The organism is Halorarum sp. SLYT50 (assembly GCF_059821265.1).
Genome location: NZ_JCAMRW010000002.1, coordinates 281,312 through 294,499, shown reverse-complemented (window position 1 = coordinate 294,499; position 13,188 = coordinate 281,312). Strand labels below are relative to the sequence as shown.

At 70.9% G+C, this 13,188-nt stretch carries 9 protein-coding genes and 1 pseudogene; 6 read left to right on the top strand and 4 right to left on the bottom strand.

Features of this window, described 5'->3' with window-relative positions:
• Positions 1-52: 52 nt before the first annotated feature.
• On the bottom strand, positions 53-1,204 hold the full coding sequence (locus tag AC6RUA_RS16915) for a PfkB family carbohydrate kinase (protein ID WP_499815520.1): 1,152 nt from the start codon (positions 1,202-1,204) through the stop codon (positions 53-55).
• A gap of 201 nt (positions 1,205-1,405) precedes the next feature.
• Here AC6RUA_RS16915 and AC6RUA_RS16910 point away from each other — a divergent pair, with 201 nt between their 5' ends.
• The 3 genes and pseudogenes from AC6RUA_RS16910 (at position 1,406) to AC6RUA_RS16900 (ending at position 4,306) form a co-directional block, all read left to right on the top strand.
• A complete protein-coding gene (locus AC6RUA_RS16910) occupies positions 1,406-2,188 on the top strand; it encodes a class I fructose-bisphosphate aldolase (protein WP_499815519.1) in 783 nt (260 codons plus the stop codon).
• A gap of 82 nt (positions 2,189-2,270) precedes the next feature.
• The gene (locus AC6RUA_RS16905) at positions 2,271-3,344 is read left to right on the top strand and encodes a zinc-binding dehydrogenase (protein WP_499815518.1); all 1,074 of its coding nucleotides are present in this window, start codon (positions 2,271-2,273) and stop codon (positions 3,342-3,344) included.
• Between the two features lie 66 nt (positions 3,345-3,410).
• A pseudogene (locus tag AC6RUA_RS16900) lies at positions 3,411-4,306 on the top strand (sugar phosphate isomerase/epimerase family protein).
• A gap of 89 nt (positions 4,307-4,395) precedes the next feature.
• Here AC6RUA_RS16900 and AC6RUA_RS16895 read toward each other — a convergent pair.
• Complete coding sequence (locus tag AC6RUA_RS16895) at positions 4,396-5,274, bottom strand: Nif3-like dinuclear metal center hexameric protein (protein ID WP_499815517.1); 879 nt, start codon at positions 5,272-5,274, stop codon at positions 4,396-4,398.
• Between the two features lie 103 nt (positions 5,275-5,377).
• Between AC6RUA_RS16895 and AC6RUA_RS16890 the strand changes: the two genes are divergently transcribed.
• Positions 5,378-7,519, top strand: coding sequence for an FAD-dependent oxidoreductase (locus AC6RUA_RS16890; RefSeq protein ID WP_499815516.1), 2,142 nt, complete (start codon positions 5,378-5,380; stop codon positions 7,517-7,519).
• A 13-nt stretch (positions 7,520-7,532) separates the two neighbouring features.
• On the opposite strand, the gene AC6RUA_RS16885 is transcribed toward AC6RUA_RS16890, so the two are convergent.
• Both AC6RUA_RS16885 and AC6RUA_RS16880 read right to left on the bottom strand, forming a co-directional pair.
• The gene (locus tag AC6RUA_RS16885) at positions 7,533-9,032 is read right to left on the bottom strand and encodes an amidase (RefSeq protein ID WP_499815515.1); all 1,500 of its coding nucleotides are present in this window, start codon (positions 9,030-9,032) and stop codon (positions 7,533-7,535) included.
• A 105-nt stretch (positions 9,033-9,137) separates the two neighbouring features.
• Complete coding sequence (locus AC6RUA_RS16880) at positions 9,138-10,166, bottom strand: Gfo/Idh/MocA family protein (RefSeq protein ID WP_499815514.1); 1,029 nt, start codon at positions 10,164-10,166, stop codon at positions 9,138-9,140.
• A 142-nt stretch (positions 10,167-10,308) separates the two neighbouring features.
• Between AC6RUA_RS16880 and AC6RUA_RS16875 the strand changes: the two genes are divergently transcribed.
• Complete coding sequence (locus tag AC6RUA_RS16875; RefSeq protein WP_499815513.1) at positions 10,309-11,598, top strand: glycoside hydrolase family 38 N-terminal domain-containing protein; 1,290 nt, start codon at positions 10,309-10,311, stop codon at positions 11,596-11,598.
• Positions 11,595-13,142 carry an alpha-mannosidase gene (locus AC6RUA_RS16870; protein WP_499815512.1) on the top strand — a complete coding sequence of 516 codons (1,548 nt, stop codon included), beginning with the start codon at positions 11,595-11,597 and terminating at the stop codon, positions 13,140-13,142. The genes AC6RUA_RS16875 and AC6RUA_RS16870 overlap by 4 nt, the downstream gene beginning before the upstream one ends.
• Positions 13,143-13,188: the final 46 nt, after the last annotated feature.

The window sequence follows — 13,188 nt, the reverse complement described above, 5'->3', positions numbered from 1 at the left end:
CGGCCGGTGTGCGATTAAGCTTTCTGAACGGTCCGACGACGTCGGCACGCCGCTACGCCTCGACCGACTCGGATTCGTAGGCGTCGAACAGCGTCTCGTACCCGTCGAGGTGGTCGCGGAGCTCCGCGTACGTCGGCGGCTGACCGTGCCGAACGAACCAGCCCGCGAGGGCGCTCCCGAGCAGGAGGCGTCCGCCGGCGTCGACGCCGGCCAGTCGCGCCGTGACGAGTCCGGCGTTGAAGTGGTCCCCCGCGCTCGTCGTCATCACCGGCTCCGGCTCGTGCGGGATGTCGACCCGGTACCGCCCGTCGACCGTCGAGAGTGCCGCCTCGCTCACGGCGTGGACCACTACCTCCGAGACGTCGAGGCGGGCGCGGAGCGCGTCGGCGACGTCGAGCACCGGCGTCTCGTCCACCTCGTCGCCGAGCAGTCCGGCGAGTCGGAGCGCCTCGGCCCGGTTGGCGCTCACGGTCACGGGCACGACGTCGTCGAGCGCGGAGAGCGCGTCGACGCCGTCGACCAGGCGCTCGTCGGTGAGGCGTCTGATGTCTGCCGGGTCGACGAGCACGCACTCGGGCGGGTCCCGGAGCCGCGGCCACACCTCCTCCGCGAGCCCCGTCCAGATGGAGGGCATCTGCGGAATCGTCGCCCAGTAGCCGAGCCCGAGCACCTCGGTTCGGTCGATGGACGCCGCCAGCGAGTTCAGCCCCACGGTCGAGCGAACCGTCTCCCAGTCTAGACTCGCCAGCCGACGGGTCTCGCTCAGGAGCACCTTCCCGTCGTCGAACTCGACCGCGTCGGTCTCCGGGGCGGTTCCCACCGAGACGAGCGTCGTCCGCTCGTACTCCTCGGTGAACGCCTCGCGGGGCGGGTCGCCGAACGTGCCGATGATGGTCGGCCGGTAGCCGAGTCGCTCCGTCGCCCGCGCGAGGTGGGAGGTGTGCCCGCCCGCCCGCGTCCGCTCGCTGAACCACTCGATGCTACAGGAGGTGTCGAGGGCGGCAGCGTCGGTTATCCGGGCGCCGAACTCCCGGAGGGAGGTCATCCGCTCAAACTCGTCGGGACCGTGTCGGGTTCCGACGACCGTTCGAACGCGGTCGACGACCCCGTCGAAGCCGAACGCGACTTTCCGGGACTCGACGGTCGAGGGGAGCTGGCGTCTGCAGGCGGCGAGATGGTCGAGAGTTTCACTGTCTGGAGGCATACTCGTCTGGGAAACCGTTGTTCGTCAATCGCAACCGACTCACTAAACCGTTGCGACGGCGGCCGACGAGTCCGACCCGGCGAGACGGGAGGTGTGGCCGGCGAACGGCACCGGACGCGCCTCCTCGAACCGCCGCCATCGCGGCCGGGGGAGCCGACCCAAACTGCTTTCACGGAGCCTCTCGAACCCGCGCTCACCCGCATGCGTTCAGTCAGCGACTCACCGGTCACGAGAGACGACCGTGCGATAATCATCGCCATGGACCACGGGCTGGAGCGCGGCCCGACCGTATTCGAGTCCGTCCCGGAGCGGGCGGACCCGTCGAGCGTCTTCGAACTGGCGACCCACGACGCCGTCACCGGGCTGGCGGTCCACAAGGGGGTCGCCGAGACGTACTACCCGTCGTACGAGGACGAGGTGACGCTGGTCGCGAAACTGAACGGGAAGACCAGCCTGGTGATGGGCGACCGCTACTCGCCGCCCATCTGGACCGTCGAGAACGCGGCGGAACTCGGCGCGGACGCGATGGGGTACACCGTCTACGCGGGGTCGAACCGCGAGGCGGACATGTTCAAGGAGTTCGGTGAGGTGCGCGACGCGGCCCACGAGCGCGACCTCCCGGTCGTCCTCTGGTCGTACCCGCGAGGGCAGGGGGTGAACGACCACAACTCGCCGAAGACGACGGCGTACGCCGCCCGAATCGGGCTCGAACTCGGCGCGGACATGGCGAAGGTCAAGTTCCCCGGAACGGGCGAGGCCGTCGAGTGGGCCGCCCACGCCTCCGGCGAACTCCCCATCCTCATGAGCGGTGGCGCGACCACGAGCGAGGAGGCGTTCCTGGACGACGTGTACACCTTCGTCGAGGCGGGCGGGCGGGGTCTGACCGTCGGCCGGAACATCTGGCAGCGCGAGGACCCGGTCGCGATGCTGGACAAACTCGAACGCATCGTCTACGGGGACGCGACGCCCGAAGACGTCCGCTGAGCGGCGTCGGCGCCGACAGCGACGGCAAGCGGTACTCCCCGAATCAGCAGCTATTTGTGTCACGGTACCGACTCACGCAGATATGAGCGAGCAAGCCACGGCCGGCCAGTCGCCGGAGCGGGCCGAGCGGATGCCGGCGGTCGTCAACTACGAACCGGAGGCGGTGGAGATGCGCGACGTCCCGGTTCCGGACGTCGAGGACGGTCAGGCGTTGATTCGCGTCGAGGCGGTCGGAATCTGCGGGAGCGACATCCACCAGTGGCACGGGTCGAACAGTTGGGAGGTGAACTACCCGTGCACGCTCGGCCACGAGTTCGGCGGCGTCGTCGAGGAGGTGCGCAGCGACGACGACGAGTTCGAACCCGGCGACCGAATCGTCTGCGAGACCGCGGCCGAGATAGACGAGAAGTCAGCGCTCAGTCGACAGGGGCTGTACAACCTCGACCCCGACCGCCTCGGCTTCGGCTACGGCGTCGACGGGGCGATGACCCGGTACGTGGCCGTCCCGGTCCGCTGTCTCCACCACGTCCCCGACGACCTCGCGTTCGAGCGCGCCGCGCTCACCGAGCCGTGCAGCGTGGCGTACAACGCCGTCTGCGTCAACGCCGACGTCGACCCCGGCGACCGCGTCCTCGTCGTCGGTCCCGGCCCCATCGGGCTGCTGTGTACGCAGATGGCGGCGCTGTCGGGCGCGAGCGACGTCGTCGCCAACGGACTCCCGGCCGACCGGGAGCGCCTCGACGTCGCCGAGGAGATGGGTGCCACCGAGACAGTCGCGGGCGACCCGGCGGACGTGGTCTCGGGGCTCGGCGACGGACTCGGCGTCGACACCGTCATCGACGCGTCGGGCGTCTCCGCGACGTTCGAGACGGCGATGGAGGCGGTCCGCCCCGACGGCCACATCACGAAGGTCGGCTGGGGACCCCAGCCGATGGAGTTCAGCATGGACCCCGTCGTCCAGAAGGCGGTCACCGTGCAGGGGAGTTTCTCGCACACGTGGGCGACGTGGGAGAAGGTCATCACGCTCCTCTCGACCGGCCAACTCGACGTCGACCCCGTCGTCGACCGGGTCGCACCGCTCGAGGAGTGGCGGGAGTGTTTCGAAGGCATGCACGACCGGGAGTACATCAAGTGCGTCCTGACGCCGAACGCATGAACGGCGAGTGCCTCGGTGGGCGCGGACGGAGCCGCGACGGCGGGCGTGTCGGGGAGGGAGCCTGACGTGCCGCTCGCCGCCTTCCCCAAGTGCTACCTCGACGCGCTCGTCGACGGCGAGATGGCACTGGAAGAGTGGTTCGACGTGGCGAGCGACATCGGCGTCGACGGCGTGGAGTTCTACTGGGGCACAACGCCCGCCGACGACCCGGCCGAACTCGACCGACTCCGGGAGGGGGCCGCCGACCGCGGTCTGTCGCTCCCGATGATGTGCTACTCGCCCGACTTCACCGCGCCCGATCCCGCCGACCGGCGCGCCGAGGTGGAGCGGGAGAAGCGGGCCATCGAGGCCACCGCCAGACTCGGCGGGGAGTACTGCCGCGTCCTCTCGGGACAGCGCCGACCCGACGTGTCTCGCGACCGGGGGCTGACGTGGGTGGCGGAGTGCATCGAGGAACTGCTCCCGCACGCCGAGTCGCACGGCGTCACGCTCGTCCTCGAGAACCACTACAAGGACGACTTCTGGGAGTACCCCGAGTTCGCACAGGAGATGGACGCGTTTCTCGACCTGCTCGACCGACTCCCCGAGCACGACCGCTTCGGCGTCAACTTCGACCCCTCGAACGCCGTCATCGCGGGCGACGATCCTATCGAACTGCTGGAGGCGGTCGCGGACCGCGTCGTCACGATGCACGCGAGCGACCGATACCTCGAAGGGGGCACGAGAGAGGACCTCCGCGCGATGGAGACGGAGGGCAACGAGGGTACGCCGACATCCTCCAGCACGGCGTCGTGGGGGAGGGGATGATAGAGTACGACCGGGTCTTCTCGATTCTCGCCGACCACGACTTCGACGGCTGGATATCCATCGAGGACGGCTACGACGCGGAGAAGGGCCGCGACCACCTGGCGCGGTCGGCCGACTTCCTGCGCGAGAAGATGGCCGCCTACGACGTCGGCTGAGTCGACGCCGCATCCGTCGCGTGAGTACGCCGCCCCCCCATCACCTGTGACCACCGACCCTCACCGCGACGCCGGGTCCTCGGCGTCGGTCAGCCGGACACGAGGTCGAACATGCACTCCTGAGCGACGTGGTGGACCGGGACGTTCGGGAAGGTCGCGTCGAGGAACCGCGCGAGGAGGGCCACGCTCCACAGCTCCGCTGTCGCGTGGTTCACCACGACGACGGGAACCCCCGCGTCGAGCGCTAGCGCGCCGTCGCGCCAGTAGGTGAACCCGTCGTCGCTGCAGACGACGAGGTCCGGGTCGTACTCGTCGAGGATGCGCGGGAACGGCGTGATGGCGCCCGTCCCGACGACGACGCGCGACACCGGTTCGCCGCCGTGGCCGACGAGTTCGACCGCCTCCTGTCCGAGCGGGCGTGTGGCCCGGGCGACCTGTCGAGCGACCTCCCGAGCGGGTCGTGTGTCGACGTCGTACGCGCGGATGTATCCGGGAGTACCGCCGTCGCTCCCGCCGCCCGTCGTCTCACCCGTCGGCGCGTCGAGCGCGTCGCGTCGGTCGAACCCGAGTAAGCGCCCCCAGGCGTCGGGGACGCCGAGTTCGGGGTACTGGTCCCAGAGGTCGTGACACCGGACGACGGCGACGTCGAGGTCGGTGACGAGCGCGGCCTTCTCTCGGATTCGGGCGGCGACCGCGGGGCGCTCCTTCTCGGGCGTCGGCGGTCCGTTGTCGTAGAACGTGGGTTCGTGCGAGACGAAGGCGTCGCAGCCGAGCGCCGCCGCGCGTTCGAGCGCGCTCGTGTCGCTCATCCACCCGACTGCGAGACCGCCGACGGTAGCGTCGGGGTCGCCGACGACGACGCCGTCGACCGTCGACTCGGGGTCGACCCAGCCGTCGTCGAGGGAGGCGAGGTGCGCGACGACGTCGCGCACCCGGAGCGGGTCGACGTGTGGTTCGGTCGTGGGCACGACTCGACCTGCGAGCCGGGGTCACATGACCGTTCGGGGAACCGACGGAGTCGGCCACCGGCGGAACGCTTAGGGGATAGCGGGCGGAGGAGAGACCACCCGTATGGAGGTACATTCTCACGACGTCGTCGTCGTCGGTGCCACGCCGAGCGGCGTGACGGCGGCTACGCGGGCGGCACGGGCTGGACGGGAGACGTGTCTCGTCGCCATCAATGACCGTCTCGGTGGGATGATGGCGAGCGGACTCGGGATGACCGACACGCTGCTCGGGCCGGGGACGCACCGGGCGCCGCTGCTCGCGGAGTTCTTCGAGCGAGTCCGGACCCACTACCGCGAGACGTACGGCGAGGACTCCGAGCAGTACCGCACCTGCAACCGCGGGATGTTCTTCGAACCCCACGTCGCGGAGGCCGCCTTCGAGGCGATGGTCGACGAACCGGACCTGACGGTTCGGCGTCGTTTCCACCCGGCGAGCGCCGAGCGGGATGGCTCCCGGCTCCGGAGCGTCCGCCTCGACCCGTTCGACGACGCCGACGCGCCGGTGCGGGTCGAGGCGTCCGCCTTCGTCGACGCGACGTACGAGGGCGACCTCGCGGCCGTCGCGGGCTCACCGTACCGGGTCGGGCGCGAGTCGCACGAGGAGTACGGCGAGCGCTACGCGGGGCGGGTGTTCGTCGACGCGGGCGACGACGCCTCGCTCCGACCGGGGACGACCGGGGTCGGCGACGACGCGGTGCAGTCGTACAACTACCGACTCTGTCTCTGCCGCGACCCGGACAACCGACGCCCCCCGGAGGAACCCGACGGGTACGACAGGCGCGAGTACCTCTGGATACTCCGGTCGTGGGACGAGATGGAGTCGACGCTCGAGGAGGCGGCGGTCGAGGACGGAATGGCGTTCGGTCTCGGGTCGCGGACGTCCGACGACCTGGCCGACGCGATGGCGCGCTGGGTCGAGAGCGACGGCCCGGCGGTGGTGAGTGACGACGCCCGGTGGGTCCCCCTCGACGAGGACGTCTACCGGTCGGCCGACCCGGCCGAGACGGAACCGCTGCCCTGCCCGGCCCAGACCTCGCTGCTGGAGCGGTCGGGGAGGGAACTGCTGGGACTGTTTCTCGGGGACGAGGAGGGGTTCCAGTGGGGAAAGCTCCCCAACGACAAGTACGACCTGAACACCTGCGACCTCGTCGGCGAGTCGGACGCGTACCCGGAGGCCGACTGGGATGAGCGAGTCGAAATCGCGGCCCGTCACCTCGACTACGTCGTCGGGTTCCTCCACTTCCTCCGGACCGACGACGCGGTCCCCGCCGAACTCCAGGAGCGGGCGCGCGAGTGGGGACTCGCGGCCGACGAGTTCGAGGAGACGGACAACCTGCCGTTCCAGTTGTACGTCAGGGAGGCGCGGCGCATCGAGGGGCGCGAGACGTTCACCGAACACGACGCGACACTCGCGGAGGGACTCGACCGCGCGCCGGTCGACGACGCGGCGGTCGCCATCGCGGAGTATCCGCTGGACCCCCACGACGTCAGGCCCGTTCGCCGTACCGGGACGGCCGCCGACGGCCGCTTCTTCCTGACGGACCTGACCGTCCCGTCGCAGATTCCGTACGGGTCAATCGTCCCCGAGGGGGTCGACAACCTGCTCGTTCCCGTCGCGCTGTCGGCCAGCCACGTCGGCTTCCAGACGGTTCGGCTCGAACCGACGTGGATGCACCTCGGTGAGGCGGCGGGGGTGGCGGCGGCCGAAGCGCTCGACCGGGGAGTCGACCCGGCGTCGCTCGACGCGGCCGCGCTCCAGCGACGGCTGGTCGAGACCGGAAGCACACTCTCGTATCTCACGGACGTCGACGCGGCCGAGGACCCGTGGGGGCCGGCCGTCCAGTTCCTCGCCGCGAAAGGGTTCTTCCGCGGGTACGAGGCCCGACCGACGGCCGCGCTCGACGGGGAGACGGCGACCGAGTGGGCGCGAACGACCGCCACCCTGCTGGCGGTCGACCCGGACGACGACCGGAGCGCGACTGGCCGGGCGCGCGCGCTCCCCGAAACACCACGGGACGGCGAGGTGACGGTCGACGCGTTCGTCGACGAACTCCGCGGCGCGTGCGAGCGCCGGGCGACGGCCGGCGCGCCCGACCCGGCGTTCCGGGAGGCGACGGAACCGCTCGACTCGACGGGAGGCGACCCGATGACGCGCGGCGACGCCTGTCGGGTCGTCTATCGGCTCCTCTCCGCGACGACGGCCTGACGAGACGGAAGCGCTAGTCGGTGCGCGCGCGCCGTTCGTACTCGTGTGCCACGTCGAACAGCAGGGCGTCGTCGTACCACGCGCCGACGAACTGCATCCCGACCGGGAGCCCCGCCGCTTCGCCGCAGGGAACGGTCAGCGCCGGGTGGCCGGTCACGTTCGCCGGCGTGAGCGACCCGTTCGGCGACGGCATCTCCTCGGTCCCGAACGCGCCGAGTTCGAGCGCCGTCGTCGGCGTCGTCGGGGTGACCAGGACGTCGGCGTCGGTCAGCGCCTCCGCGAGTGCCTCGGTGATGGCCGTCCGGAGGTTCTGCGCGCGGACGTAGTGGCGCGCGCCGTGGGTGTACAGCAGGTGCGCGCCCAGCAGGATGACCTCCTTCGGGACCGTCCCGATGTCGGCGCTCGACCCGCGGCGGACCCGCTCGAACCCGGTCGCCATGTTCTCGATTCCGGGACGGCGGCGCCAGAGGCCGACGTCGTTCGTGAGGTACGCGGCCGCGAACTCGACGGGGGCGATGCCCCACCAGGCGGCCCCCACGTGGTCGAGTTCGGGGACCTCGACCGAGGTCACGCTCGCCCCCGCGGATTCGAGGTCGTCGACCGCCTCCTGGACCGTCCCCGCCACCGCGTCGGTCGCGAACCCCTCGAAGTACCGGTCGAGGACGCCGACGGTCACGTCCGAGAGGTCGGTCCCGAGGTCGGCCGCGACCGACTCGCGGTCGGGCGCGACCGGCGTTCCGCCGGCGACCGGCCCGTCGATTGCGTCCATCGTCGCCGCCGTCGTCTCGACGTCGGACGCCATCGGACCCACGTCCTCGAGCGAGTCGCCCTGCGTGACGAATCCGCGCTTCGGAACGCGCCCGTGGGTGGGCTTGAGACCGACGACGCCGCAGTAACTGGCGGGGATGCGGATGCTCCCACCGGTGTCGGACCCCAGCGCGACGTCGACGTCGCCCGCGGCGACGGCCGCGCCGCTCCCGCCCGACGACCCGCCGGCCACGTGCCCGTCGTCGTGGGGGTTTCGCGAGGGACCGAACGCACTGCTCTCGCTCGTCGGTCCCATCGCCATCTCGTCGAGGTTCGTCTTCCCCAGCAGCCGCCCGCCCGCGTCGAGCAGGCGGTCGACCACCGTCGCGTGCGCGTTCGGGACGAACCCCTCGAACCCGTGAGAGGCGTTCGTCAGTTCCGCCCCGCGGACGGCGATGTTGTCCTTCACGCCGACGGTGACCCCCGAGAGCGGCCCGGTCGCACGAGGTCGCACGAGGTCGAACCGCGTTATCCAGGCGTTGTACGGGTCTTCCTCGTCGCCGGGTCGGTACGGCGCGGAGTCGAAGTGGTCGGCGTCGTCCTCGCGCCGGGTGAGCGCCTCGACCGGCGCCGCCTCGAGGTCCTCGTACACGTCCGCTTCGGAGTACGACGCGGCGGACGCCGCCTCGCCCTCCGTGAGGTCCATCCCGATTCGCTCGGCGAGCGCCGCCATCCCCTCCTCGGAGAGGCGTCGATACGTGGTCATCGGCCGTCAGTCGGCCCACTCCGGCGAAAAACCTTGTGGTGTCGTAACAGACGTCCGGCGAGCGACGCGCGGCCGGACCGCGCTCGTGCCGTTCGGACGACCTTCTCAGCGGTCGACGTCGAGGTCGACCTCGACGCGGTCGCCGGACCAGGCGGCCTCGTAGGCCGCCTCGGTCACGGCGGTCGAACGGAGGCCGTCGCGGACGGTCGCGGGCGGGTCGCTCCCCTCCTCGACCGCCTCGATGAACGCGTCGGCCTTCGGCTTCACGCTCCCGCGAGCGCCGTTCGGGTCGGTGATGTCGCCGTCGGCGTCGATTTCTGCGTACTCGCGCGGGTTCCACTCGCGGCCCGTGATGGTCGTCGCGCCGTCGTCGCCCCATATCTGGATGCCCTCGTTGACCCGCGGCGTGTCCCCCGAGACGGCGATGGTCGCGACGGCGCCGTTCTCGAACCGGACGGTGACGCCCGCCTGCGTGTCGACGCGTTCCTCGTCGTCGTGGAACTCCATCTGGGCGGTCACCGAGGACGGCTCCAGTCCCGTGACCCACAGGACGGAGTCGACGAGGTGGCTTCCGGTGTCGTACAGTTGCCCCCCGCCGCTCAGGTCCGGGTTCGCCTTCCACGACCCCTCGACCTCGTCTATCCAGTCCTGGGTCACGTGCGCGTTGACGAAGGTGGGGCGCTCGTCGCGCTCCTGCCAGTACCGCCTGGCGGCGCGGAACGCGCGGTCGAGGTGTCGCTGGTAACCGAGCATCACCGTCCGGTCGCTCGACTCGACCCGTTCGACGAGCGCCTTCGCGTCCGCCAGGTCCGTACACATCGGCTTCTCACAGAGGACGTGCAGGTCGTGGTCGAGGCCGGCGTTAATCTGTTCGGCGTGGAGCGCGTGGGGGGTCGTAATGACGAGACCGTCGAGCGCCTCCGACGCCAGCATCTCCCCGTAGTCCTCGTACAGCGACGCCTCCGGCACCGCCAACTCCGCGCTCGCGCTCTCGAGATTGTCCGGATTCACGTCCGTCAACGCGGCGACGTTCCCCCGGTCGTGACGGTCGAACTCCCGTCCCATCGCCATTCCGAGGAACCCCGTCCCGATAATCCCGACGCGAAACTCGTCCGTGGCACTGGTGCTGGTCATCTCTCGCTCACGTGGTCGGGGCGGGCAATTAAACATTTCGTGACTAGAGACGTCCGGTCCCCCACTCCGTCCGTATCGTGCGTCCATCCCGTGGGTCGTCGGGTGGGAACCTATATGCGCCCCGGCCCGGTCAGTCGTCGACATGGCGAGGGTGAGAGAGATTCACGTGGTCCACCACAGCCACACTGACATCGGGTACACGCACGACCAACCGGTCGTGTGGGACCTGCACCGACGGTTCATCGACCGAGCGCTCGACCTCGCAGACCGCGACGCCGAGGAGGACGGTCCGAGCGCCTTTCGCTGGACGGTGGAGACGACCGCTCCGTTGCTCCGCTGGCTGTCGACGGCGCCAGACGAGCGAGTCGAGCGGTTCCGCGAGTTGGAGGCGGCCGGCCGCGTCGAGGTGACCGGTCTGTTCGGGAACCTGACGCCGCTGTACGACCAGGCGGAACTGACCGAGTCGCTCCGCCCGCTGCGGTGGCTCCGCGAGGAGTACGGGCTGACGGTCCGACACGCGATGAACGGCGACGTGAACGGGCACAACTGGCCGCTGGTCGACCGCCTGCTCGATGCCGGCGTCGAGGGGTTCTCGATGGCGCCGAACCGCCACTGGGGGCGGGCGCCGCTCCCACGGCCCGCCGCGTTCCACTGGGAGGGGCCGAGCGGTCGAACCCTGCCGACGTACGTCGGCTTCCAGTACGGAGGGGGGTACAACCTCGGCATCGGCCGCGACGCCGACGCGCTCCGGAACCGCTGGTGGCCCCGGGTCGAGCGCGTCCTGGACGACGTCGGCTACGACCTCCCGGCGCTCATGGTGCAGACGACGCACCCATTCTTCGACAACAACCCGCCTCTGGCGTCGCTCCCCGGGTTCGTCCGCGAGTGGAACGAACAGGCGGCCGTCGCGGACGGGGACCTCCCCTCGCTCCGGCTGTCGACGCCGGCCGACTGGTGGGCAGTCGTCGACGACCACGCCGACGACCTGCCGACCCTCGCGGGCGACTGGACCGACTTCTGGAACTTCGGCTCGCTCAGTAGCGCGGCCGAGACGGCCACGAACCGCGAGAGCCGGCGACGCCTGAAGACGGCCGACGCGTTCGAAGCGACACTGACGGGGATGGGCGCCAGCCGCGACGACCGCGACCCGACGCGAGGGGCACCCGCGCGACGGCGGGGGGAGGCGTGGTGGAACCTCCTGCTGTACGACGAACACACCTGGGGCGCCGACGTCTCGGTCGGTCGCCCCGAGGACGAGGACTCGCGGAGTCAGTGGCACCACAAAGTCAAGACGGCCTACGAGGCGCGGAGCGCGAGCCTCCTCGCGCGGCGCGACGCCGTCGCGGAACTGTCACGGCGGGTCGCTCCGGGAGGAAGCGGGGGAGGCGAAGGTGCGGACGGCGGGAACGGGAGCAGGGAGGCGGACGAATGAGCGACGACCGACCAGACGTGGTCGTGACGAACCCGCTCCCGTGGGACCGAACGGTCTGCGGTCCGGTGTCGAAGTACGCCACGACCGCCCGAGGGGAGCCGACGGACCCGACGTCCGCGCGCCACTGGCAGGACCGGACCCTCAACGGCGACCGGTTCCTCCTCTCCCCGACCGACGTTCCCGGGTTCGGGTACGCGGTCGTCCCGGGCGACGCGCTCTACCGCAACGCGGACTGGCCGACGGACGAGCGCCGCACGGTCGAGACGGACCGCTACCGCGTCACCTTCGACCGCGAACGGGGCGGCGTCGACCGCCTCTACGACCGGCACCTCGACCGGGAGTGGGTGGACGCCGACGCCGACTACCCGCTCGCGGGGGTCGTCCGCGAACGCGTCGCGGACGGGGCGAGCGACGCGCCGCGCGACCTCCTGTTCCGCGCCCCGGGAGCGGGCGAGGACAACCCCAACGGCCTGTGGAACGCCGCGCCGGAGGTGGTCGAACCGCTCCTCGAACCGGACGCACCGAACGTCGAGTCCCGGTGGGGGTACCAGCCGGAGTGGCACGCCGAGCGCACCGGCCCGTCCCGGGTCGCCCGCCACCGCGTCACTCGGACGCCGCTCGGATTCGACGTCGACCAGACGCTCGTCGTCCCCGGACTGGAAAGCGACGTCCGCCTCTCCGTTCACGTCCCGCACGACGGGGCGAACCTCGTCGTCGAAGCCGAGTGGGAGCAGGAGCGGGAGACGCACCCGACTGCGACGTACCTCGCGTTCCCGTTCGCCGTCGACGACCCGACCGTACACCTCGACGTGGGCGGGCAGGCGATACGCCCCGGCCGAGACCAACTGCCCGGTTCGAATCACGACTACTACACGACCCAGCGCTGGGTCGACCTCTCGGGCGACGACGCCGGGATGACCGTCGCCTGCCCGCTCAACCCGCTGGTGTCGTTCGGCGGGTTCCACTTCGGCGACGCGCGACGGGAGTTCCTCCTCGACCGCGCGTTCCTGCTCGGGTGGGTGGCGACGAACTACTACGACACCAACTTCCGACCGTTCCAGCCGGGGCGCGTGCGGGCGCGCTACTACCTGCGTCCGCACGGCGGCGGGTTCGACGAGTCGGCCGCCCACCGCGTCGGACTGGAGGCGGAACACCACGCCCCGCTCGCCCACCCCCGGTTCGAGGAGCCGACGGCCGACGCCCGCGGCCCGACGGCGGCGTCGCTGCTCGACCTGCCTGCGCCGCCGGTGCTCGTGGTACAGTTCCGGCCGGCCACGGGCGGGCCGGCGGACGTCCACCCGGCGGGCGGCGCGCTTCCTTCGACCGCTAGCGGCGACCGGACCGAACTGCGACTCCTGAACGCGAGCGACGAGTCGCGCGTCGCCGGGGTCGGGTCGGGGGTGCTGACGCTCGCGGGTGTGAGTCGGGTCGGGTATCTCGGCGAACCGGACGAGGACGCCGACGAGGTGGAGGTGGCCGACGGCCGCCTCGAACTGGAGCTCGCGCCCCGGGAACTGGCGACGCTCCTGCTGTCGTTCGAGTGAACCACCGGTTCGACGGAGCGTCGGCGTGGCGGTCGTTCCGTGGTCC

Coding starts and splice junctions, on each gene's coding strand:
- AC6RUA_RS16915 (WP_499815520.1), bottom strand. CDS start 1,204: ATGCCTCCAGACAGTGAAACTCTCGACCATCTCGCCGCCTGCAGACGC.
- AC6RUA_RS16910 (WP_499815519.1), top strand. CDS start 1,406: ATGCGTTCAGTCAGCGACTCACCGGTCACGAGAGACGACCGTGCGATA.
- AC6RUA_RS16905 (WP_499815518.1), top strand. CDS start 2,271: ATGAGCGAGCAAGCCACGGCCGGCCAGTCGCCGGAGCGGGCCGAGCGG.
- AC6RUA_RS16890 (WP_499815516.1), top strand. CDS start 5,378: ATGGAGGTACATTCTCACGACGTCGTCGTCGTCGGTGCCACGCCGAGC.
- AC6RUA_RS16885 (WP_499815515.1), bottom strand. CDS start 9,032: ATGACCACGTATCGACGCCTCTCCGAGGAGGGGATGGCGGCGCTCGCC.
- AC6RUA_RS16880 (WP_499815514.1), bottom strand. CDS start 10,166: ATGACCAGCACCAGTGCCACGGACGAGTTTCGCGTCGGGATTATCGGG.
- AC6RUA_RS16875 (WP_499815513.1), top strand. CDS start 10,309: ATGGCGAGGGTGAGAGAGATTCACGTGGTCCACCACAGCCACACTGAC.
- AC6RUA_RS16870 (WP_499815512.1), top strand. CDS start 11,595: ATGAGCGACGACCGACCAGACGTGGTCGTGACGAACCCGCTCCCGTGG.